Origin of the sequence: Sphingobium sp. SCG-1 (assembly GCF_002953135.1) — a bacterium.
Lineage (GTDB): Bacteria > Pseudomonadota > Alphaproteobacteria > Sphingomonadales > Sphingomonadaceae > Sphingobium.
Genome location: NZ_CP026372.1, coordinates 635043 through 657959 on the forward strand (window position 1 = coordinate 635043; position 22917 = coordinate 657959).

The following is a 22917-nucleotide window of genomic DNA, read 5'->3' on the forward strand; positions in this document are numbered from 1 at the left end:
ATACCTTTTTTGCATAGGAGCAGTCGAGTGAGCGAGCGTCTCAATTTGTCTATCATGTCCGCTGTTTACGACCGTGTGCAGGCGTTGATGGACGGCCGCGTCAGGATCGAAGGATGTGACCACACATTCATGACGGCAGGCCATGAACAGATGTTTTTCCGTGCGTTCGAAACGGCCGAATATGATATTGCCGAACTTTCAATGGGATCGTACATTACTGCCGTTGCGCGCGGTGAGAACAAATATGTGGCCATCCCCGTATTTCTGTCCCGCATATTTCGGCATTCAGCCATATATTATAATGCCGACGCTGGTATCTCGAGCCCAGCTGATCTCATCGGCAAGAAAATGGGCGTCCCAGAATATCAGATGACAGCTGCTTTGTGGGCGCGGGGCTTTCTGGACGATGAATATGGCGTCTCGCCGAACATGATGCATTGGTTTCAGGGAGGACTCGACGAGCCCGGCCGGTATGAGAAAGTTCCGCTTACCTTACCATCGGGTACTAAATTCGACACTATTGCCCCGGACAAAACGCTGGATGCGATGCTCGTATCGGGTGAGATCGACGCGCTGATATCGGCACGGACGCCGAAATCGTTTTCGAGCGGAAGCCCGAACGTCAAACGCATGTTCCCTGATTATCCGGCGGCAGAAAAAGCCTATTATGCCAAGACCAAAGTCTTCCCGATCATGCATGTCGTCGGCATCCGCCGCGAACTCGTCGATAAGCATCCCTGGCTCCCGAACGCCGTATTCGACGCGTTCTGCGCCGCGAAGGATTTTGCCGTCGACTGGTTTTCGAACGTTGCAGCACTGCGCGTGACGCTTCCCTGGTTCGACGCGCAACTGGATGAGACCAAGAGGTTGATGGGTCCGAATTTCTGGCCGTACGGCATCAGCGCAAACAAGAAGACATTGTCGCTGATGCTCGACTATTCCTACCGTCACGGTCTGACTGACCGCCTCCTCACCTTGGAAGACCTGTTCGCACCTTCGACATTTGTGGAAGTCAAGGTTTAGGCGCAGGCGAGGCTTGCAAATTGAAAATGTCACGCGGGTGCGTGAAGTTATCGGAGAATATGACAATGGCTGGCAGTGCTATTCAGTTTCCCAAGGCAGAGGGGCTCTATTATGGCGGTGCTTGGCACAGCCCGATCGAGCAAGGCACCGCCATGGTCGAAAGCCCGGCGACCGGCGAGGTTCTGGCCAAGATCGCCTATGCATCTGTGGCGGACATCGATCCCGCCGTGGCGGCGGCCGTTGCGGGCCAGATCGAATGGCGCGACGTGCTTCCGTCCGAACGGGCGAAGATTCTGCGGGAGATCGCGGCGATCATCCGCAAGAACGCTGAGGAATTGGCGTTGCTGGATGCCGTCGATTGCGGCAATCCTGTGGCGGAACTGCGCCGGGATATCGAGCTTTCGGCAGAAGCGATGGACTTCCACGCGGGCTTAGTGACCGAGATGAAGGGTGCATCGGTTCCGATGGGGCCAGACTCGCTCAGCTTCTCTGTCCGTGAACCTTATGGTGTCGTGGCCCGTATCGCGCCGTTCAATCATCCTTTCATCTTTGGCGTCGGACGCGCCGCTGCGCCGCTCGCAGCAGGCAATTCGGTGGTGGTGAAGCCACCGGAGCAGGCACCCCTCTCCGCGCTGCGCGCAGCCGAACTGATCGGTCATCTGCTCCCCGCGGGCGCGTATAACGTCGTTCCGGGCGACCGCGATGTTGGCGCTGCACTCGTCGCGCATGGCGATGTCGCCTTGGTCGCGGTGACCGGAAGTGTGCCCACCGGCAAGGCTGTCATGCGCGCCGCATCCGGCTCGCTAAAGCGTGTCATACTCGAACTTGGTGGCAAGAACGCCCTGATGGCTTTGCCTGACGCGGACCCGGAAAAGGTTGCCGCTGCCGTAGTCCGGGGCATGAATTTCACCTGGTGCGGCCAGTCCTGCGGATCGACCAGCCGGGCGTTCATTCATGACGATATTTACGATCAGGTTCTCGAACTTCTTCCGAAATATGCAGCGAATTACCGTCCGGGTCTGCCCACCGACCCGCAAACCACGATGGGCAGTCTGGTCAACAAGGCGCAGCTGGAACGTGTCCTGGGCTATATCGAAAGTGCTAAAGCAGAGGGCGCCCGGCTCATTTTCGGCGGATCCCGACCGGAGGATCCAGAGTTGGCCAATGGCTGTTTTCTCTATCCAACTATTTTTGCTGACGTGACAATGGACATGCGGATCGCGCGCGAGGAAATCTTCGGCCCCGTATTGTCGGTCCTTCGCTGGTCCGACGAGGAGGAGGCGTTGCGCCAGATCAACAATATCGAATATGGTCTCACCTTTGCTGTCTTCACCGAAAACCTCGTCAAGGCGCATCGTATCATCGGACGCGCGCAGTCAGGCTTCTGTTGGATCAACGAAGTGTCGCGTCATGCCGTCGGCTCGCCCTTTGGCGGCTTTAAGCAGTCCGGCATCGGTCGTGAAGAATGTTTGGAAGAATTACTCTCCTACACGCAGGAAAAGAATGTTTTCATCAACCTGGCTGGAAAATAACTGTACGAAACAAAGAGCTGGGCTAATAGCCGAAATAGATGACGCGCTATTGCTGGGAACCATCTCATGTACTTCAAGATTTTACTAAATAATGCGCTGATCATCAGCGCCGATGACTTGGAGGTTTATTCAAGTATTTGAGATCATTTCTGATGTGCCCCCAGCGAGTGGATCGCGTTAAAACAAGGCCTAATAGGTCGCGGGTCTGCACCAAGTCGGCGCAACCGTAAAAGCGAGTCTGTTCCAATGGCACCCTCTGAAGCAAATGATCCCCGGCTCATTCTCGAAGACACACCAATGTCTCGGCCCCAGATTGTCGGCATACTCATCACCGCACTGTTGTCCGCCCTGGACGGCTATGACCTGCTTGCCGCGGCTTTCGTTGCACCAGCGCTCGCGCAAGAGTTCAAAGTAGGAGCCTCCGGCTTGGGTGTCCTGCTATCGACGGGGTTGGGCGGAACACTGGTCGGCGCTTTCCTTCTCGCCCCGCTGGCCGACCTTATCGGTCGCAAGCCAGTCGTGCTGGGGAGCCTCGCCATTATGACGGTGGGCATGCTCGCGTCCGCCCTTGTCTCGTCAATCGAGCAGATGGCAGCAATCAGGCTCATCACCGGGATCGGCATCAGCGCGACGATGGTCATTGTAAATCCTGTCGCCGCCGAGCTCTCGAACATGAAAAACCGAGTCTTCGTCGTTGCCATCAAGGCGATCGGTTCCGGATCGGCGGCGTGGTTGGTGGCTGGCTCGCCGCGGCGCTGCAGGAGCGTGTTGGCTGGCAGTCGGTTTTCCTTCTGGGCGGATTTGTCGGTTTTGCATCATCAGCTGCGCTCCAAGTCTCCCTGGACGGAGCGGAGTTGGCGGCTGAACAGTACAAGTGAAGCTGCCATCAACGTACAGAGCGAGATCATTACGGAGACACTCGGACGCTGGAGCCCGGCGGTGAACAGAAAACCTGCAAGCGCCGGAGAGATAACGCCGGCAAGCCTACCCACCCCCATGACAAAACCAGCGCCAGTTGCCCGACTGTCGACCGTGAAGCTGTTCACAATCAGACCATTTATCGCTGTCGTCCCACCATAGAGGAACGTGCCCGTAACCGCAACGAGCAATACGAGACCCATGGTGCTGAAGCCGCCTATACCAAATGCGGCGGTTGTGATGGAGAGCCCCGTCATAAGCCCTGCGGTGATCCAGCGGAGCGGAACATTGATGCCGATCAGCCCGATGGCCAGCGACGCAAGCACGCCAACCATCGCGCCCAGTGAGACTGCCATAGTGGCAAAGGCACTTGTGTGTCCTAGGTCGACAATTAGCTGCGGGGTCCAGCTAAGCACGTAATAGACGGTCATAAGGTACAGCATGTCGATAGCCGCAAGGGTAATTGTCACAGTCCATTGCCGATGGGCAAATATCGTCACATAGCTCGAGTGCTTCGGTCCTTCCGCGTTTGGCGCCGGCAGCTGCAATGCCGGCTCGTGACCGCAACGGCGCAGATAATCGTTATACAGTTCCAATGCGCGTGGCCCGCGACGGGCAATCAGAAAAGCAGGAGATTCTGGCAGCCAAAAATAAGCGGCGACAAGAAGCCCCAGCGTTGCGGCCGCTCCCAGCAAGAATACAGAATGCCACCCATGATATTGCAACAGGGCCGCTGCAGCGAACCCACCCAGCGTCGCCCCCAATGGAAATCCAATTGTCATGATAGCCAACGCAAGTCGCCGCCTGTGCACGTTTGAATATTCGATTGCTAGCGGCGCGATTATCGGGATCAGCGCACCCATGCCCACGCCAGTAAAAACGCGAAGGAGCGACAACTCGGTGACCGACCGCGAAAACGCGGTCAGCAATATACCAAGTCCCATAACAGCAAGAACCGCAAGGATCATCTTCCTACGGCCGAATTCATCTGCAAGTGGTGTGAGCGTCAGCGAGCCAAAGGCCATGCCTGCCAGCCCGCTGGAAAGCGCGATGCCCAGCGTTGCCTTGTTTATTTGCCATTCTTCCGTGATGCCAGGTGCGGCATACGCCATTGCCAGCACGTCATAGCCATCCACCGCTCCCATCAAGGCCGTTAGCGCAATCGCGATGATCTGGGTTCGGCTAAGCGGTGCCTCGTCGAGCGTCCTTTGTGTATCAGTCACGAACCCTCTCATCACGTCTCGGACGCTATCATTTTCATTTCGGCATTGGTTCGCCGCAGATGAGGATATGTCCATTAGCGGCACCTGTCCACACCACATTATAAATTCTCTATATGAGAGATTTATTCTATCGGCGCGACCTGGACGACAGTTCGTTGGCAACGGTGTTCTGGCATGAATTAATGTCTGTAGCTCGTTCCGATCACCGCCAGTCCCGCGCTGCGCTGGCTTGCCGCGCTTGATTTTCGACAAGGATGGACCCCGGCCGTGATACGGGCTTGCATTGGCGCGCAATGCCGTGGTCTTGGTTATGCTGGTTAACTCAAGCGTTCCCGCCGCTGCCGGATTGAGGTTTCCGCTAGGAGCGGGCTGGCGGTGTTCGGTAGTTTTGAATTCGCACCGCTCGGGAGCCGCCGCCGACGGGCTCTACCTGGCTAATCGGGTGAGCGCACTTTGCACCGTCTTGGCGCCTATATAAAAGATCGTGCTCGTGGCCGTTTAAAACTTGGTTCGCATGTCGGCGGCATAGTAGCGGCCGACCGCGTTGTAGCCAGATTAGCGATCGTGCAGTGCGCTGCGTAAATCATCGCGACATCGAGCGCTGAACGATAGCCGGTAAGGTCCTATCCAGCCGCCCAAGATTCGCCGTCCAGACCGAAACTGGGCAAGCATGTTCTAACGGTGATAGCTATCCTGTTTAATCTTTCGGCCGCAGCACAAGGTGGCCGACGGCAGTATTGCTCGCGGGAACGTGGTAGTGTCGGTGAAGGAGAGTGGTTTCGGCTCCCAAAGCGCCGCGCATGATCAACCACATCACCATCTCGATTCCTTCTGAGCCGGCCTCGCGCAGATATTCGATGTGGGGGATATGGCGAAGCTCGTCAGTGGTGCCGACCATTCGATCCAGGAATCGATTGTCCCATTCCTTGTTTATCAGGCCGGCGCGCTTGCCCTGCAATTGGTGGCTCATCCCTCCCGTTCCCCAGATCTGAACGTTCAGGTCATTTGGAAAGCTTGCCACCGCTCGCGCGATCGCTTCGCCTAGTGCCCAGCAGCGGCTGCCGCTAGGCGGCGGGAATAGAACCACGTTTACAGCAACCGGAATGACCTTGATCGGCCATGCACCGACCGGTCCAAACATCAGTGACAGAGGCACAGTCAGGCCATGATCAACCTGCATCTCGTTGATGACGGTAATGTCAAAATCGTTGAGGATGCAACTCTGCGCGATATGCCATGCCAGGTCGGGATGACCGATTACTTCCGGGACAGGCCTAGGTCCCCAGCCTTCGTCGCAGATAGGGAACCTTTCTGCGCATCCGACTGCAAAGGTAGGAATGATGCGCATGTCGAACGCGGAAGCGTGATCGTTATATACCAGGATTACGACATCAGGCTTTTCCTCAGCCATCCACCGCTTGGTCCATTCATAGCCGTCGAATGCTGGTTTCCAGTAGAGGTCGTTCGAATTGCCCTGGTCCAACGCGACGCCCATCGCAGGAATATGGCTGGAGGCGACGCCAGCGGTGATGCGCGCTATCATCTCTTTTCCTTGATGCTACGGTTGCCGTCCGGCGAACGGCCGCCGGCGATCATCATTGCGCGATAGGATTCGATATCGAGACCGCTCATGGTGCTGACGCATTGAAGCGTACTCAACCCATCGGTCGAGGCGATCTTCACGAGAAAATAGATGTTACCGCCAAGTTCAAGGCATCGATTGTAGTCGCGCGCCAAAATGGCGTCGCGTTGCTCATCACTGAGCGTCCATTCAGCGAGGTATGATCGTTCATCCGCTTTCCACCGTGTGCGGTTCTCTTCCTTCATCAACGACATTGCGAACTGATTCATGTGGAAGCCGGCACGGGCGCGTTTAGCATCGAAGATGTAGGTTCCGGGGATGTCATCTAGATCTGCCAAATAGGCTTCGACATCAATTGGCGGCCTTTCAAGCACTTGCATCTCTCCTGAATGAATCTGTACTTACTCGGTGCCGATACTGGCGAAGTTCGCGTCCTCCGACGATTGCTGGGCCTGTAAATTTTCAAGAATGAACGCGTGGAGCAGGGTCGTGAGCGCATCGGGCGCTTCGGCGGGGAGCATATGCCCAGCCACCTCGACAATCTCCAGTCTCGATCCCGAAATGGCGTGCGCCAACTCTTCGTGCTGGGTAGGGGATGCCCAGGTGTCTGCGTCTCCGGTCACTATGAGTGTCGGCAGGCAAAGGCTTGCCACAAAACGCAGCCGGTCGGGACGATTGAGTAGCGCATGCTGCTGCCCAGCAAAAACCTTCGCATCGGCGCGTTCAATCATGGCCTGTATCGCACGGCGTGTCTCTTCGGGAGTACTGGCGCTCATCATGCCGGGCATCCAAGCCCGCGCGACTGCGGTCATGCCGTCCGTGATTGCAAGATCAACCAGCGTTTGCCGACTGGCAGCTTCGGTTTCTCGCGCGCCATGGGCACCGGTGCTCACCAGTGCCAAAGCGATGACTCGGTCCGGCGCCCGCGCTATCATTTCGAGTGCGACGCGTCCGCCCATCGAATGACCGACGGCGATCAGTGGCCCTTGCGTAGTCTCGAGAATACGGTCCGCCATGTCGGCAAGCGTGGTAAGTCCGTCGTTGCAGGCAACATAGACTGGGCCCATCCGGGACAGGCTACCAAGCTGGCCTGTCCAAACCCAGCCGTCGTTCATCAGGCCGGGGATGAGCACGATGGTTGCGGCAGTCACAATCCCGGCTCCCGTGGGTAGGCGGCTATTAGATGCGGGATAAAGGCGTACGATGGTCGTCGTTGTCCTCGAAGGCACGCAGAGCCACATAGGCTTCGGGATCCGGAGCAGTGTGGAGCAGATCGCCCAATGCCGAGCGCAAGAGCTTCAAGAAACGCGTCTCTGGCCGGCTCGGCTGCTTGCCTGATGGACGAAGAATATAGAGCGTTCGCTCGATCACCGGATCTGTGATCAGCCGTACCGAGAGGTCGGGTGTCGAAGTTCCGGACATCGAAGCATAGGGCCCGATCGACCCGGCAATGCCGCGCCGGGCGAGGTCCATTCCGGCATGAGGCGAAGCAAGTTCGCAGGTGCCTACTACCGGCATGTCGATAGAAAGCGCGGCTCCCTCGATTGCTTGCCGAATAGAATTGAACTCCGCTGGGAGGGCTAAGGGCCGCTGCAGGACTTCCTCTAGTGGGATCGGTCCTGTCCGCGCTTCGGCCTTCGAGATATAAAACATCCGCTCGCGCAGGATCGGCTCGTAATCCACTGCGGTCGTCTCGAACAGACCGCAGGCGATGCCGATATCCGCACGGCCTGTCTCCACCCATTCTGCGATCGAATGGCTCAGCCCTTCCAGCAGTCGGATGGTGAGCTTCGGGCTCATAGACGCGGCCGACTGGATAATCGATCCTGCCAGCAAGTTCGTAAGGCTGGGCGTCAACGCAAGCGTAATCTGTCGGCTGCCTTCCTCGGTCATGTCGCGCAGACGGCGTTTGACCTCGTTCGTATGGGTCCAGACCGACCGTGCCCATTCGAGCACGATCTCGCCCTCCCTGGTCGTAGTGACGCCTCGGTGGCTGCGATGAAGCAGGAGCACTCCGAACTCGTCTTCCAGCCCACGAAGCTGCAGGCCGAGCGCCGGCTGGGCGATATGCAACTCCGCAGCGGCTCGGCTGATGCTTCCCAACTCGCACGCCTTGATGAAACATTCCAGTTGTCGGATTCGCACAGCACATTCCTAGCGTCTTAGCGGGCCGACACGGCGACAACCCTAAACAGATTTGGCTTACATCCAGATGGATTCGGCTTTGGTAAGGAGGCCGCACCTTGCTGTACCGCTGCGGCAACAGATCGCAAGACATATATAACGGGGAGGAAGAGTAGATGCTTGGAGCTAAAATACGATGGCGGACGGCGTGCAGCGGCCTTTCGTTGGTGTTTGTGATGATGACAGTAAGTGGTGTGCAAGCTCAAGTCGGGAACCCAACAGAAAATCTGCCCCAGCAAGTTCCGGCTAATAGCGACATGACTTTGCCATCAGCGGGTTCGAAGGATGCAAGTGCTATCGCCGACATCGTAGTTACTGCGCAACGTCGCTCCGAGAATCTACAGCGCGTCCCGATTGCGATTACCGCCGTTTCAGGGGATCAGCTCATGTCAGCGGGCGTGACGAGCACGCAGCAACTCAATATCGCTGTCCCCGGCCTCAACCTTCGCAGCAGTATCGGCGCCTTCCAACCTTCGATCCGAGGCATCGGGACCACCAGTAGCGTAGTTGAAAACCCTGTCGCGCTTTACGTTGATGGGGTCTATCTGCCGCAGCAGCGCGACGGCACGCGCGAACTGCCGGATGTCGAACAATTGACCGTTCTGAAGGGTCCGCAAGGTACGCTGTTCGGACGAAACGCGACGGGCGGTGTTATTCAGATTACAACGCGTAGGCCGTCGCACACATTCGGTGTGGAGGCCAAGGCTGAGTACGATAATTATGAGACGTTTCGTGGAAGCGCCTACCTTACCGGCGGTCTGTCACAAGACCTCGCAGCGAGCCTTTCCGTTCAATATGCCGATCAGGGCGAGGGTTACGGTCGCAACCTGACGACCGGCAACGACACATTCAAACTCCGCCACGCTTTTTCGGCGCGTGGCAAACTTCTCTGGGAGCCAGGTTCGGATACCAGCGTCATTCTCATCGGCGATTATATGGAGCGTGCCGATTTAACCAACAGTTTCCAGCCTTATCCAGGCACAACCTCACGCTCGCCGGGCATTGGCCCGTTGCGCAATCGCTATGACACCTATTCATCCACTGATCCGCGTAGCGCTTATCGTAGCGGTGGTGCCAGCGTGACAATTGAACACGACATCGGCTTCGCCGACATCACTTCGATCACCGCCTATCGACAGGGCAAGACCCGATATAATTTCGAGACCAGTGCGGCCCCTGTGCCTTACCAGACAGCGGGCACGAGCAATGGGCCTAACGAACTCTTTACGCAAGAACTCCAACTGTCATCGCAGGCCGGATCGGCCCTTACTTGGACTGTGGGCTTATTTTACTTCTACTATATCAATGAGCTATTCCCGATAACCCGCACATTCGCCGGATATTTGGCACCCAATCCCACCTCAAACGCACGCACGGATTCGTTCGGTTCTGAGAAAACAGAGTCCGTAGCCGCATTCGGTCAAGCTACATACGAGTTCTTGCCCGCTACTCGGCTGACGCTGGGACTCCGCTACAGTTATGAGCGTCGTGATTTTGAAGGGCGGGTCGACACGATACGCAACAATGGCAGCACGGCGTCCGCGCTCTACAATGGCCGGCTGGAAGTCGATGATCCCACTTGGCGGGTAAACGTGGATCATGACTTCAATGATCATATCATGGGGTATTTGTCCTGGAACCGCGGTAATAAAAGTGGCGGCTTCAATATTCAGCAGCCGCAAAATCCTGTCTACCAACCCGAACGGCTTGATGCGTTCGAATTGGGTTTGAAGACGCAGTTCTTCAATCGGCGTCTACGTCTGAATGCGGCTGCCTTCTACTATGACTATTCCAATCTACAGGTGATCCAGTTTCTTAATGCGATCCAGACGATCGTTAATGGCCCGAAGGCTGAACTCTACGGCCTGGATGTCGACCTGAGCGCCCGCGTCACTAATCGGCTAACTCTGTCAGGTGGATTTGCGCTATTGAGCGCGAAGTTCATTGATTATTCGGGCGCTGTTTTTTCGACGCCGCTTCCTACAGGAGGCTCCCAGGCGCGCCCCGGCGATGCCTCGGGAAATCGATTGCCCCAGGCGCAGAACGTTACCGCCACACTTTCCATGAATTACGAGCTTCCGACAAGGATCGGGAATTTCAATTTCAATCTTACCAACAATTATAACGGAGATTATTACGCGGAGTCTGACAATTTCCTGCGTCAGCCTGCGTATGTCATGACCAATCTCGGAGTGACATGGATATCTCCTGACGAAACGTACAGCGTCGGGGCCTTCGTCCGGAATCTCTGGGATGAGCGCATCGCGACACAGCTCTCAACATCGCCAACCATCTATCAGGCCGCATGGGGCGGCGCGCCTCGTACCGCTGGAATAACGGCCCGCATCAAAATGTAAGTCGCTGATCAGCGCCACAACCTCAGCAGCATCTGCCTTGATCGGCGACTTCAAATCTCAACCGCTCTTTTGCCTAAAGCTCCAAGGAATCGATGTGATATGACGACTGCCGCGTACACTCTCCCTCGTGAACGAGGTATCTATTACGGGGGGGGCTGGCACCCCTCTAAAGGTGGAGTCGTCACGCCGGTTCACAGCCCGGCAACCGGCGAATTACTTACGACCATTAACGAGGCGACGGCAGAGGACGTAGACGCAGCGGTCGCCGCCGCACGTGAAGGGTATAGAGTCTGGCGTGACGTAGCACCGAAGGAACGGGCGCGGATCATGCGTGAGATGGTGCGGGTGATCCGGGCCAATCTCGAAGAACTTGCGCTGATTGACGCGGCCGACTGCGGGAACCCGGTCGACGAGATGCGCCGGGACGTCGAGATGTCGGCAGGGCTGATCGAAATGTTCGCTGGCTTCTGGTCCGAGATGAAGGGCAGTTCGGTGCCGTTTGGCCCTGACATGCTTAGCTTTTCCGTGCGTGAGCCCTATGGCGTCGTTGCGCGTATCGCGCCGTTCAACCATCCCTTCGTCTTCAGCATCGGCCGGCTTGGCGCGCCGCTCGCAGCTGGAAATGCAGTTATCGTCAAGCCGCCGGAACAGGCGCCGCTATCAGCGCTGCGCGGTATGGAGTTACTCGATGGGTTACTTCCCAAAGGAGTGCTCAACATGCTGCCTGGCGGACGCGACTTCGGAGCGGCATTGACGGCGCATCCAGGCGTCGACTTTGTTGCGGTGACAGGAAGTGTCCCGACCGGAAAGGCGGTCATGCGTGCGGCTTCCGATCGGTTGAAGCGCACGATGCTGGAGCTTGGCGGCAAGAACGCGCTGCTGGCATATCCTGATTCGGATCCCGACAAGGTGGCGCAGGCCATGGTTCGTGGCATGAACTTCACGTGGTGCGGTCAATCATGCGGATCGACCAGCCGCGCCTTCGTTCATGAGGATATCTACGACGCGGTTCTGGAGCGTGTACCGACCTATGCGGCGCGCTTTAAGCCGGGGCTTCCGACCGATCCGGAGACAACGATGGGCTGCTTGGTTTCAAAATCACAGCATGATCGGGTTCTAGGCTACATCGCCAAAGCGAAAGCCGAGGGAGCAAGGCTCATTTGTGGCGGCAAGCAGCCCGATGCGCCCGAACTGGCCAATGGCTTCTTCATCGAGCCTACTGTGTTTGCCGACGTGACACAGGAGATGGCAATCGCCCGCGAAGAAATTTTCGGTCCGGTTCTGTCCGTTTTCAAATGGAACGACGAAAGCCAGGTCATGGCTGACATCAACTCGGTTGATTATGGGCTGACATTTGCGGTCTTCACCCGGGACGTTGCGGTAGCCCATCGGGCAGTGGCACGCGCCGAGGCCGGTTTCTGCTGGATCAATGAGGTATCTAAACATGCAATAGGCTCGGCCTTCGGTGGGTATAAGCAGTCGGGCATAGGGCGCGAGGAGTGCCTGGCTGAGCTTCTGACCTATACCCAGGAAAAGAACGTCTACATCAACCTGGAAGGTTGATGCCGATCGCACAGGAAATTGGGAGAGGCTGATGGATGTGAAGGGGAGCGCCGGCATTCTCAGCGATCTATCGATGACACGCCAGCAATGGATGGTCGTTGGACTTCTAATCGCGTTGAATGGGTTGGACGGCTTTGACGTTCTGGCGATCACATTTGCGGCACCGGCGGTTGCGGTTGAATGGCAGCTTCCGCCTACGGCGCTTGGTATCGTCCTATCGGCGGGGCTTGCCGGCATGATGTTGGGTTCGCTGGTCATTGGACCCATGAGTGATCGGCTCGGCCGACGGCCGGTGGTTCTTTTTTGCTTAGCCGTCATGGCTGCCGGTACCCTTTGGTCGGCTGCTACGGCTGACATCGGGTTGCTTGCATCGTCACGATTGCTGACTGGCGTTGGCATCGGTGGGTTGCTGCCGACGATGAACGCGCTTGTCGCCGAGTTCTCGAATACGAAGCATCGCGATCTCAATCTCAGTCTGATGGTCGTGGGCTATCCTGTCGGTGGCGTAATCGGCGGACTGATCTCGGCCCATCTGATAGAGGTCGGCGGTTGGCGCATGATATTCTACGCTGCCTCCGCTCTGAGCCTGTTGGGGTTGGTGAGTGCATGGAAGCTACTCCCGGAATCTGTCGACTTTGAGCAGCAACGTGCGAGTAGCACCAGCGATGTAGATGGCGTTAACCGCGTACTTGCACACCTGAAGCAAAGGCTTGCTGAATCGCTTCCTGTCGAACGACCGGAACGCCAGCGTGGCACATTGTTCGGCGCTTTCGCAGCACCATACACACGTGGAACTTCGGTGATCTTGGCGGCCTATCTCCTTCACGCACTCAATCTATATTTCTTCATTAGCTGGTTGCCTAAGCTATTGGTTGAGTCGGGCTGGAGCCAGCCTGCGGCGATCGCAACCGCCACATTTCTGAACCTGGGTGCCATTGCCGGAGGCGTCTTGTGTGGGGCGCTGTCGCACCGGCTGGGGCTTGATGCGGTATTGATTACTGCCTTGGGCACGAGCTCGGTGCTCGCAGTCATTTTCGGGGTATTTGGACCTTCGCCTGATTTCGCGTGGATACTTATCGCCGTTATAGGCGGGCTTCACCAAGCGGGGGTAGTCGGCTTCTATGCGTTGATTGCCCGCTTCTATCCGCCATCTCTTCGGTCGACCGGGGCAGGTGCAGTTCTTGGCCTTGGTCGAGGTGGTGCGGTTTGCGGGCCTCTTCTCGGTGGCGCTTTTCTCGCAGCCAATTTTCAGCCGCAGCAAGTTGTCCTGATTGTCGGATTTTCGTCTGCGTTATCCGCTCTCGTGCTCGTCTCACTACGATCAACGACCGCGCCGTCCATCAACTCTGAAGCGGCACCGCATCGGCGTGCCGCAAAACCATCCTGATGTGGGAGCATTTATGGCCAAATTGAGACTGTCTATCGCATCGGCGGCATATGATCGCGTTGCTGCCCTGCGCGATGGTCGCATTTCTGTTGAATGCTGCGATCATGATCATCTCGTGGTCGGTCATGAGCAGATGTTCCAGCGCGCTTTTCAGTTTGCGGAATATGATGTCAGCGAGTTGTCGATGAGTTCCTATCTCGTCAGCTTGGCACGCGACGACAGTCCCTATGTGGCGGTTCCCGTGTTCCTTTCACGGTTGTTCCGACATTCGGCGATCTACCTTAACGCTGATGCCGGTATCGTCCGGCCCGAGGATTTGCGGGGCAAGCGAATTGGCGTGCCGGAATATCAGATGACAGCGGCGCTTTGGGCGCGAGGACTTCTCGACGACGAGTACGGCGTGCCGCCCAGCGCGATGGAGTGGTTTCAAGGCGGCTTGCATGAGACAGGGCGCGCTGAGAAGCTGAAGCTCAACCTACCCGATGACATCAGGATTCGGTCAATCGCAGCAGACCGGACGCTCAACGATTTGCTCGCGTCGGGTGAGATCGACGCATTGATATCAGCGCGCGCTCCGCGTGCATTTCTTCAAGGCGATGGGTCGGTAACGCGTCTATTCCCCGAGTATCGTGGCGAAGAGCAGGCCTATTTCAGGAAAACCGGCATCTTCCCCATCATGCATGTTCTTGGCATTCGCCGTTCCCTCGTTGAGGAACACCCTTGGCTTGCCAGCAGTGTTTATGACGCATTTGTTCGTGCGAAGCTGGCTGCTGACGACTGGCTATCTGACGTGTCGGCGCTTCGGGTGACGCTGCCGTGGTTGGGCGCTGAACTGGACGAAACGCGAGCAGCGATGGGACGCGACTTCTGGCCTTATGGCGTAGAGCGCAATCGTACAACGCTTGAGCGGCTTTTCGACTATGCCTATCGCCATGGAACGGTCCCTAGGCGCTTCACGCTAGAGGAGGTGTTCGCGCCTTCAACCCTTATCGAAACGCGCATCTGACCACGGTGCCGGATGGGGTGCCTCCTCAACGACGCGCACCTCGATAAGGCGCTATGTAGCTGAAGCTGATGAAGGACTTGTATTCCTGCAGGTGGCGACATGTATGCTCGGTAGGGAGGATTCGCCGACATCCGGTAGTGGGGCCTCCCGCCATTGAGAGGCGCCCTTCATGCCGCCATCGATTGCGCCTCGTCTCCGTACAGCTCAAACGCCGTGTCGCTTCGCGGCATATCCAGTTCATCGGCCATCTCGTACAGTGCCGCAGGTGCCGTTTCGCCGCGGGCGGGGCAGGTCAGCGGCTGGATGATCCCCGTGTGGCGGAAACCGACCTTTTGCAAGACCTTGCCAGATGCCGGGTTGTCCAGGAAATGCCGTGCGGTGATGCCGCGCATCCCAGTTGCACGGGCGATCTGCATAACGGCCCGCGCTGCTTCGGTCGCAAAGCCCAGCCCCCAATAGGGACGCGCGATCCAGTAACCCAGCTCCAGCCCCGCCTGATCGTCGGTTGAGGATATTCCGCAGCCGCCGATGAGTCGCGGCGCACCGCGCGTGCGCGAGAAGATCAGGAAGTCGGGCAGATGCGATTCGCGTGCTGCCGCCAGAAACGCTCCCGCATCGGCTTCGCCATAAGGCCAAGGCGCGCGCGCCAGATTGCGCACGATGCTCTCTTCGCCAATGGCCTGCGCCAGCGCGGGCGCGTCCTCCATCCAGCCCGGCCTCAGCAGCAGGCGATCTGTACGTGCAAACATGGGAAGTCCTCTCTTGTTCTTTTCGCCAGTTCCGCAATCGATGCGCATGTGCGCGCATTTGATGACGACTTGGCGACAGCCTCATTCGGTGGAGGCTCGGCCGTGTGACGCATGAGCCGAGCTGTTGTTCCAGCAAAAACCATGAGGGAAAAGAAAAGGATAGAACATGAATTACCCCGGACATGGAAACGGGGCGCTACCCTTTCGGGGCGCCCCGTTTTTCCCTCATCCGATGGAGCTTTTCCGTTAAGGAGAAGCCTTCATCCGGGGCGCCCAATGGACGACCCGTTTGGAAAGTCGTCCGTTATTCTGCGGCTTCCGCCATCATGTCCACCGACACGTATTTGCGGCCCAGCTTGCCATCGTGGAATACCACGCGGCCTTCGGTAAGCGCGAACAGCGTGTGGTCCTTGCCGATGCCGACGTTACGGCCCGGATAGACGCGCGTGCCGCGCTGACGAATAATAATGTTGCCGCCGATGACGTCCTGGCCACCGAACTTCTTCACGCCAAGGCGACGGCCAGCGGAGTCGCGACCGTTGCGCGAAGAACCGCCTGCTTTCTTATGTGCCATTGTCTAAACTCCCAAATCTCTATCTGGTATCTCTAGTCGCGCTCAGGCTTCTGCAGCCGCTGCGTCTTCGGTCTTGGCTGCGGCCTTCTTCGGCGCTGCCTTCTTCTCTTCGCCGCCGATCGCAATGATCTTCAGGATCGTGTGACGCTGGCGATGACCGTTCTTGCGGCGATAGTTATGGCGGCGGCGCTTCTTGAAGACGATAACCTTCTCGCCCTTCGCCTGCGCAATGATCTCCGCAGCGACCGTGAGGCCTGCGGTGTCCTTAAGATCGCTGCCTTCGCCGGCCAGCAGGACATCGTCCAGCGTGATCTGGTCGCCGGCTTCGCCAGCGATCTTCTCGATCACGATCTTGTCTCCTGCGGCAACGCGATACTGCTTGCCGCCCGTGCGCACGACTGCGAACATGGCTTTTCTCTTCTAATCCAAACTGCGTGGCGCGAGACAAGGAGCATCAGCCCCGGAAGACCCGCGCGGGAAAGTGGCCCGTTATTGAATTGAGTCCGCCCTGTCAACTGAATTACCTTTTGCGCCGCCCCTTTTGGAGGAATGAAGCAGACGCATAAACTTGCTATCGATGCAGTAGCGACAGCACTGCGGCTATGGTCGCCACCGATGCCAGGGTCGTCACCATGATCGTTCCCGACGTCACTTTGCCATCGCGCGCATAGAGTTCGGCAATCATAAACGGACCTGTCCCGGTAGGGAGCGCGGCGACTGCAATCGCTGCTACTGCTATGTCGGCGGGCAATGCGAACACGTACCACGCCAGCCAGGCTGTGATCGCCGGATGCACGATCAGCTTGACCAGCGACAGCATACCGATAGCCGGACTTTGTACGGTCTGGCGCAAGGGCCGCTGGGCGAGGAACAGCCCGACCGCCACCAGTGCGACAGGACTCGCCACGCCACCTAACGTAGACAGAAAGCTGGTGAGAGGCGCCGGCAGCGTCCATCCCGACAACCAGAATGCGAGACCGGCGAGCGGTGATACGATGACCGGGTTGCGCGCCATGCCGGAGAAGATACGCAGCATAGCATGACCCATGCCGTCTGACGCGCCGGGACGATGGCTTCGCCCGGCTTCGATCAGGCCGACTCCCGCCACGAACAGGCAGGTCAGCGTTACCGTTCCTGCCACCACGACGAAGGGCCTGACTGCGCTTCCCAGCGTCAGCGTCAGCAACGGCAAACCAATATAGACGGCATTGCTATAGCTGGCGTTCAGGCCATCCACGCCCATGTCGGCAATCGACAATCCTCGCATACGGCCGACGATCAGGCCCAGCCCGAAGACCATGAAGCTGCCGATCAGCGACACGGCAGCGAACCCGGGATGCCACAATTTCTCCCAGTCGGTCGTCGCCACCACTTCAAACAGCAGGCAGGGCAGCGGCACCCACACGACGAAGCGGTTGAGCATCGTCGCTGCGCCTTCACCCAGCACGCCCGCCTTCCCCGCGATGAAGCCCGCGAGGAGGATCAGGAATACCGGCAGGATCGTGATGATATTGCCCAGCATGGGCGGGCGTTACGGGATTCACGGCGTCCTGCCAATCCGGGATGCTTTGTCCCCGGTCCCGGCGGCATTGCATGGATGCCCGACGCGCCCTAGATGCAATGCCCATGATGTTGCGTCCGCTCCTCTCCTCGCTCGCCCTGTTCCTTACTGGCTGTGCCGCGGCGGTCGGGGGTGGCGATGGCTATCCCTCGCTCGCACGGCGACCGGTTGAGTCACAGGATTACGAAACTCCGGCGGCAGCGCCCTCCGTACCGGCCCCTGCCGTCGCCGTCCCGGCTGACGATGCGGAACTCAGCCGCTATGCTGCGCAGGCGAGCGCGGGCGCTGCAAATTTCGACAAGGCCTATGCCGACGCGGAACGTCTTACGCGGGCGGCTTCGGGTGCTGCGATATCCAGTGATCCGTGGGTGGCGGCGCAGGCGGCGATCAGCGCCCTTGAAGCGGCGCGCAACGACAGCGTGTCTGCGCTGGCGGCGCTTGATACGCTGTACACGGAGCGGACGAATGCCATTGCCGACGGCAAGGCGACCGGCACTCTCGACGCGATCGACGCGGCGCGCGGGCAGGCTCTGGCAGCGGTCGATGCGCAGAATGATCGCCTCGACGCGCTGAAGGCGAAGCTCGCCCAGCCCTGACGGGCTTATTCGTCCAGCGCGGCGTTGACGGCGCCCTTATGAATCTGTGCATTGTGGACATAATGCACGACGCCCGCACGCATACCCGCCACCGCTTCGTCAGTCAGGTCGCGCATGAACTTGGCGGGACGCCCACTCCATAATTGCCGGCTTGGCAGGCGCTTGCCCGGCGTCAGCAATGCGCCCGCGGCCAGCATCCCGTCACTCTCGATCACGCAGCCGTCCATCACGATCGTGCCCAGTCCCGCAAAGGCGCGATCCTCCAACGTGCAGCCGTGTAGCATCACCATATGCCCGACCAGCACGTCCGCGCCGATAATCGTCGGAAAGCCGCCCGATCCATCCTTGTCGGAGTCGCAGTGGATTACGGTGCCATCCTGAATATTGGTTCGCGCGCCGATCTTCACCTGATTGATGTCGCCCCGTATCACGCAATTATACCATATGCTCGCCCCTTCACCGATCTCGACATCGCCGATGATCCGGCATCCCGGCGCGATGAACGCAGTTTCATGAATGCGCGGCGCAATGCCGTTCAGCGCGATGATGCTGGCGCCCGGATGCCGTTCCTGTTTCATGCGCCGAGCAGCCTCGCGGCCAAAGGCGCATGATAGGTCAGCACGCCGGTGCAGCCCGCCCGTTTGAAACTCATCAACGTCTCCAGCACCAGCGCATTGCGATCCCCTGCACCGGCAGCGGCCGCCGCCTCGATCATCGCATATTCGCCCGACACCTGATAGGCGAACACCGGCACGGCGAAGGCGTCCTTCACGCGCGTGACGATGTCGAGGTAGGGGAGGCCCGGCTTCACCATCACGCTGTCGGCTCCCTCGGCGAGGTCAAGCGCCACTTCGCGCAGGGCTTCCTCGCCATTGGCGGGGTCCATCTGATAGCTTTTCTTGTCGCCCTTCAGCAGCCCGCTCGATCCCACCGCGTCACGGAACGGGCCGTAGAAGGCGCTCGCATATTTAGCGGCGTAGGCCATGATTTGAACGTTGACATGGCCTGCGCCCTCCAGCGCTTCCCGGATGACGCCGACGCGTCCGTCCATCATGTCGCTCGGCGCGACGATGTCCGCGCCCGCCGCCGCCTGATTGAGCGACTGGCCTACCAGCACTTCCATCGTGGCGTCGTTCAGCACATAGCCTGTGTCGTCCAGCAACCCATCCTGCCCATGCGCGGTATAGGGGTCGAGCGCCACATCGGTCAGTATGCCGACTTCGGGCACCGCGTCCTTTATCGCGCGGATGGCGCGGCACATCAGATTGTCAGGATTAAGCGCTTCGGCCCCATCGTCGCTCCGACGCTCGGGCTGTGTGTTGGGGAACAAGGCGAGGCAAGGGATATGAAGGTCGCGGGCCAATCTGGCCTGGGCGACGATCCCGTCCACTGACCAGCGCGAAACGCCGGGAAGGCTGCCGATCGGCTCCTCGACACTACTGCCTTCGGTGACGAACAATGGCCAGATCAGATCGGCAGGGCTGATCCGATGCTCGGCATGCATCGCGCGGGACCAGGCGGATGCGCGTGTGCGGCGCAGGCGTAAAGCGGGGTAGGGGGCATAGGACATGGCGGGGGTTTAGGCGTGTGCCATCGCCGGATCAACCCGAGCGCGCGAGGCTATCGTCTCGCTGCAGCCTTGCGTTAATGCGCGCCCGACTTCAGCAATTGCGCTGCCATTTCAAGCTGCCGGGCATCCATCTCGGAATAGGCGAAATCGCCGCCCAGATCGACCGGCTCCTGAAATTCGGCGTAAGCGGCGAAGCGCTCATCCTCGTCCAAACCGGCGAAGATAGCGACGCATCCCTTGAACGTGCAACGGTAGCCCGGCTCGCCATTGCCAGGGTAAAAGCGGACGGGTGTATCCCAAGAAAGACTCATGCCAGCCCCCACTCGTTGTGGAAGCGTATCGTGTCACAGAATTGACGGAAATCAAGAGGAGCGGCAAAGAAACTTGACGGCGAAGCTGACTCTATTCGTCAGGTCGCTTGTGCAGCTTTTCCCACAGCGCCGACGTCCCCGCCTCCTGCGCGCGCGTATTATACTGCGCCGCGATCAGCCAGCCCTTGATCGGCCGCAGAGGAAGAACGGTGGTCAGCAACAGCACCGGCACACCCACCAGCAGATGCACCCACAGCGGAGGCCGCGCCAGAATCTCCAGCATGACGATGAAGATAACGCCGGGGACGCAGGCAAAAAGCTGTACGAATACGGCGGGACCATCGGCGGGATCGGCAAAGGAATAGTCGAGCCCGCATACCTCACAATGATCGCGAACCGTCAGGAACCCCTTGAAGATCTGCCCTTTCCCACATCGGGGACAAAGCCCACGCACACCCGTTTGAACGGCCGAGAGCCGTACCGGCGGCGCGGTTGGCACCTCTGTACCCTTGTCAATCCCGTCCATCACCAGCCTCCGGCACCCAGTTCCTGCGTATCGCAACTGGGGTCGATCTCCGCGCGGCGCAAGTGGACATTATGCCTAAGCATGAAGCGACCGGCGCGCCGGGGGCCAGCTTGGTCCATTTGCCGATACCGTCTCGAAACGCTGAATATCGCCGTAACAAAAAGGCCGGCTCCTTACGGGACCGGCCTCTTCGTTTTTAACCGTCAACTTCGCAGTCGACTTTGGCCTGCTATTTAGCAGCGGCGGCCATCACTTTTGTCAATGGCGCGACCGGCAAGAGCGCCTACGCCTGCACCAAGGACCGTGCCGGTGGTGCGATCACCGCGACCCGCGACCTGGTTGCCGAGCAGGCCACCAGCGATCGCGCCGATGATAGTGCCGCCCGTGCCGTTGTCGCGGCAGCGATAACGGTCGCCGCGATAGCCGCTGTTGCGATAGCCATCATTACGGTAGCCATTGTTCCGATAGTAGCGCTCGCTATTGTAGTTGCGGCGGTCGCCACCGCGATAATAGTCACTACGGTCATAGCCGCGCTCGTAACCGCGATAATGATCGCGAGCCATTGCAGGGGCCGAGGTGGCGACGAAAGACGCAACGCCCATTGCAAGCGCGGCACCCATGTTGAGGAAAGCGGACTTCTTCATGGCGTTACTCCTTTTCAAATTCTTCGAGAGCGTGACGTTTGCGAATCACCTTGCCTCTCGATGACACCCTTATGCAGGGATCGCCTTGAGGGGAGGCTGAACGCAGGTGACAGCCCTCGTTCAGTTAGCTGGCGTTCACACTAACCCCATTTTGAAGTGTGCGTCACAGGACAAATCCCCTATCGCCTGCATCCAGATGTCGCGCATTGCCCTCATTCTCCTGCTGGCCGTCCTCCTCCTGTCGCCGCCGTCGCCGCCGCACAAGACGGCGGCGCGCGTGGCGGGATCGTTGCTGGTGACCGCGCATCCGCTGCCGCTCGACAGCGATGATCCTGCGCTCGATCATGCGGGACCGTTTCGGTTCTTGGGTGGCTGGCAGTTGACTAGCACACATGCAGACTTCGGCGGCCTTTCCTCGATGCTAATCCACCCGGACGGCAGCATGTTGGGCCTTAGCGATTCGGGCACGCTGTTCGGCTTCTCGCTTGACGGGAAAACGGGGAGGCAGTTCGTCGCGCCCTTGCCGGTTCGTCCGGCGGAGAAAGATCTTCCCGGCTGGACATGGGATTCAGAAGCGCAGGTCTTTGATCCCGCTACGGGTAAGCATTGGGTTTCATTCGAGCTAATCCAGCGGATCTGCCGCTACTCCTCCGGCTTTGCCAGCGTCGAGTCCTGCAAGGAGTGGCCTGCCGTCAAGCGCTGGCCCGAAACCGGCGGGGGAGAAGCGATGGTGCGGTTGCCCGACGGCCGCTTCCTGCTGTTCTCCGAATATGGCTATGGGAAGGATGGCGGCAATGACGTGCTGCTGTTTCAGCAAGACCCCGCCGAATCGCGCAGCGTGCCGCCGCTGCGCCTCAGCTATCGCCCGCCGCAGGGCTACCGCCCGACGGATGCGGTTGCACTGGACGATACGCATTTGCTCGTCCTCAATCGCCGCGTGACGTTGCACGAGGGGTTCACGGCGGTCCTCGCATTGGTCAAGCTGCCGCCGCTTCGTGCGGGCGCGGTACTGGTCGCGCAGGATCTTGCCCGATTCGCGCCGCCCCTGCTGGCCGACAATTTGGAGGCGCTGGCGCTATCCACCGAAAATGGCCGCCGGGTGCTCTGGATAGGGTCCGACGATAATCATGAGTTCTTCCAGCGGACGCTGCTGTTGAAGTTCGAGGTTCCGGTGACACTCACGCAATAAAAAAGGCGACCCGCAGGCCGCCTCTCTTACATCGCAAAAGCCGAGTCGCTGCTTACGCGGCGACCTTCTGCTTCTTCACGATTTCGCGCTTCAGGCGCTGGGCCTTGAGCGAGAGCTTCTCGTCATTGGTCTTGACCAGCCAGTTGTCCAGGCCGCCGACATGCTCGACCGAGCGGAGCCCCTTCGTCGAAACGCGCAGCTTCACGCCCTTTTCCAGCACTTCGGACAGCAGGGTCACGTTCTGCAGGTTCGGCAGGAACACCCGCTTCGTCTTGTTGTTGGCATGGGACACGTTGTGGCCCACTTGGCGGGTCGTGCCGGTCAGCTCGCAAATGCGCGACATATCAAATCAGCCCTGTATGTTTAATGTTCGATGTGGTTCGGGGGTTGCCCGGAAAGCGGCGCGGATAGCCGGAACGCCT

23 protein-coding genes and 1 pseudogene are annotated in these 22917 nt (G+C 58.9%); 9 read left to right on the forward strand and 15 right to left on the reverse strand.

Annotated elements, in window-relative coordinates; genetic code table 11:
- Positions 1–27: 27 nt before the first annotated feature.
- The 3 genes and pseudogenes from C1T17_RS02825 to C1T17_RS22075 form a co-directional block, all read left to right on the forward strand.
- Complete coding sequence (locus C1T17_RS02825; RefSeq protein ID WP_223262763.1) at positions 28–1023, forward strand: PhnD/SsuA/transferrin family substrate-binding protein; 996 nt, start codon at positions 28–30, stop codon at positions 1021–1023.
- Between the two features lie 65 nt (positions 1024–1088).
- Positions 1089–2555: an aldehyde dehydrogenase family protein gene (locus C1T17_RS02830; protein ID WP_104952121.1), complete on the forward strand. Its 1467-nt coding sequence runs from the start codon at positions 1089–1091 to the stop codon at positions 2553–2555.
- A gap of 297 nt (positions 2556–2852) precedes the next feature.
- A pseudogene (locus C1T17_RS22075) lies at positions 2853–3272 on the forward strand (MFS transporter); the annotation flags it as partial.
- 101 nt (positions 3273–3373) lie between these two features.
- Here C1T17_RS22075 and C1T17_RS02840 read toward each other — a convergent pair.
- From C1T17_RS02840 to C1T17_RS02860, 5 genes are all read right to left on the reverse strand, one after another.
- Positions 3374–4948, reverse strand: coding sequence for an MFS transporter (locus tag C1T17_RS02840; RefSeq protein ID WP_145958941.1), 1575 nt, complete (start codon positions 4946–4948; stop codon positions 3374–3376).
- A 445-nt stretch (positions 4949–5393) separates the two neighbouring features.
- Positions 5394–6236 (reverse strand): class III extradiol dioxygenase subunit beta, encoded by an 843-nt coding sequence (locus C1T17_RS02845; protein WP_104954961.1) that lies wholly within the window; start codon positions 6234–6236, stop codon positions 5394–5396.
- Positions 6236–6658 (reverse strand): protocatechuate 4,5-dioxygenase subunit alpha, encoded by a 423-nt coding sequence (gene ligA, locus C1T17_RS02850; protein WP_104952124.1) that lies wholly within the window; start codon positions 6656–6658, stop codon positions 6236–6238. Before ligA ends, C1T17_RS02845 begins: the two co-directional genes overlap by 1 nt.
- Positions 6659–6679: 21 nt before the next feature.
- A complete protein-coding gene (locus tag C1T17_RS02855) occupies positions 6680–7429 on the reverse strand; it encodes an alpha/beta fold hydrolase (RefSeq protein ID WP_189338472.1) in 750 nt (249 codons plus the stop codon).
- Between the two features lie 28 nt (positions 7430–7457).
- Complete coding sequence (locus C1T17_RS02860; RefSeq protein ID WP_104952126.1) at positions 7458–8423, reverse strand: LysR family transcriptional regulator; 966 nt, start codon at positions 8421–8423, stop codon at positions 7458–7460.
- Between the two features lie 155 nt (positions 8424–8578).
- Between C1T17_RS02860 and C1T17_RS02865 the strand changes: the two genes are divergently transcribed.
- The 4 genes from C1T17_RS02865 (at position 8579) to C1T17_RS02880 (ending at position 14775) form a co-directional block, all read left to right on the forward strand.
- Positions 8579–10819 (forward strand): TonB-dependent receptor, encoded by a 2241-nt coding sequence (locus tag C1T17_RS02865; RefSeq protein ID WP_104952127.1) that lies wholly within the window; start codon positions 8579–8581, stop codon positions 10817–10819.
- A gap of 99 nt (positions 10820–10918) precedes the next feature.
- Entirely contained in the window at positions 10919–12382 is a 1464-nt protein-coding gene (locus tag C1T17_RS02870) for an aldehyde dehydrogenase family protein (RefSeq protein WP_104952128.1), read from the forward strand.
- Positions 12383–12413: 31 nt separating this feature from the next.
- Positions 12414–13769, forward strand: coding sequence for an MFS transporter (locus C1T17_RS02875; protein WP_104952129.1), 1356 nt, complete (start codon positions 12414–12416; stop codon positions 13767–13769).
- A gap of 13 nt (positions 13770–13782) precedes the next feature.
- Positions 13783–14775, forward strand: coding sequence for a 4,5-dihydroxyphthalate decarboxylase (locus C1T17_RS02880; RefSeq protein WP_104952130.1), 993 nt, complete (start codon positions 13783–13785; stop codon positions 14773–14775).
- A 167-nt stretch (positions 14776–14942) separates the two neighbouring features.
- Here the strand turns inward: C1T17_RS02880 and C1T17_RS02885 are convergent, their stop codons facing one another.
- The 4 genes from C1T17_RS02885 to C1T17_RS02900 form a co-directional block, all read right to left on the reverse strand.
- Entirely contained in the window at positions 14943–15524 is a 582-nt protein-coding gene (locus C1T17_RS02885; protein WP_104952131.1) for a GNAT family N-acetyltransferase, read from the reverse strand.
- Positions 15525–15828: 304 nt separating this feature from the next.
- The gene (rpmA, locus tag C1T17_RS02890; RefSeq protein WP_104952132.1) at positions 15829–16098 is read right to left on the reverse strand and encodes a 50S ribosomal protein L27; all 270 of its coding nucleotides are present in this window, start codon (positions 16096–16098) and stop codon (positions 15829–15831) included.
- A gap of 42 nt (positions 16099–16140) precedes the next feature.
- Entirely contained in the window at positions 16141–16506 is a 366-nt protein-coding gene (gene rplU / locus C1T17_RS02895; protein WP_104952133.1) for a 50S ribosomal protein L21, read from the reverse strand.
- Positions 16507–16669: 163 nt separating this feature from the next.
- Entirely contained in the window at positions 16670–17620 is a 951-nt protein-coding gene (locus C1T17_RS02900) for an AEC family transporter (protein ID WP_104952134.1), read from the reverse strand.
- 104 nt (positions 17621–17724) lie between these two features.
- Here C1T17_RS02900 and C1T17_RS02905 point away from each other — a divergent pair, with 104 nt between their 5' ends.
- Positions 17725–18255 carry a hypothetical protein gene (locus C1T17_RS02905; protein WP_104952135.1) on the forward strand — a complete coding sequence of 177 codons (531 nt, stop codon included), beginning with the start codon at positions 17725–17727 and terminating at the stop codon, positions 18253–18255.
- Between the two features lie 5 nt (positions 18256–18260).
- On the opposite strand, the gene C1T17_RS02910 is transcribed toward C1T17_RS02905, so the two are convergent.
- The 5 genes from C1T17_RS02910 to C1T17_RS02930 all read right to left on the reverse strand — a co-directional run bounded on the left by C1T17_RS02910 (position 18261) and on the right by C1T17_RS02930 (position 21306).
- Positions 18261–18833: a gamma carbonic anhydrase family protein gene (locus C1T17_RS02910; RefSeq protein ID WP_104952136.1), complete on the reverse strand. Its 573-nt coding sequence runs from the start codon at positions 18831–18833 to the stop codon at positions 18261–18263.
- Positions 18830–19825, reverse strand: a complete 996-nt coding sequence (gene hemB, locus C1T17_RS02915) for a porphobilinogen synthase (RefSeq protein WP_104952137.1) — start codon at positions 19823–19825, stop codon at positions 18830–18832. The genes C1T17_RS02910 and hemB overlap by 4 nt, the downstream gene beginning before the upstream one ends.
- A gap of 74 nt (positions 19826–19899) precedes the next feature.
- Complete coding sequence (locus C1T17_RS02920; RefSeq protein ID WP_104952138.1) at positions 19900–20136, reverse strand: hypothetical protein; 237 nt, start codon at positions 20134–20136, stop codon at positions 19900–19902.
- 91 nt (positions 20137–20227) lie between these two features.
- The gene (locus C1T17_RS02925; protein WP_104952139.1) at positions 20228–20662 is read right to left on the reverse strand and encodes a DUF983 domain-containing protein; all 435 of its coding nucleotides are present in this window, start codon (positions 20660–20662) and stop codon (positions 20228–20230) included.
- A 233-nt stretch (positions 20663–20895) separates the two neighbouring features.
- Positions 20896–21306: a glycine zipper 2TM domain-containing protein gene (locus C1T17_RS02930; protein ID WP_104952140.1), complete on the reverse strand. Its 411-nt coding sequence runs from the start codon at positions 21304–21306 to the stop codon at positions 20896–20898.
- 196 nt (positions 21307–21502) lie between these two features.
- On the opposite strand from C1T17_RS02930, the gene C1T17_RS02935 reads away from it, so the two are divergent.
- Positions 21503–22495 (forward strand): esterase-like activity of phytase family protein, encoded by a 993-nt coding sequence (locus tag C1T17_RS02935; RefSeq protein ID WP_104952141.1) that lies wholly within the window; start codon positions 21503–21505, stop codon positions 22493–22495.
- A gap of 52 nt (positions 22496–22547) precedes the next feature.
- Here C1T17_RS02935 and rpmB read toward each other — a convergent pair whose 3' ends face one another.
- Positions 22548–22838, reverse strand: coding sequence for a 50S ribosomal protein L28 (gene rpmB, locus C1T17_RS02940; protein ID WP_104952142.1), 291 nt, complete (start codon positions 22836–22838; stop codon positions 22548–22550).
- Between the last annotated feature and the right edge of the window lie 79 nt (positions 22839–22917).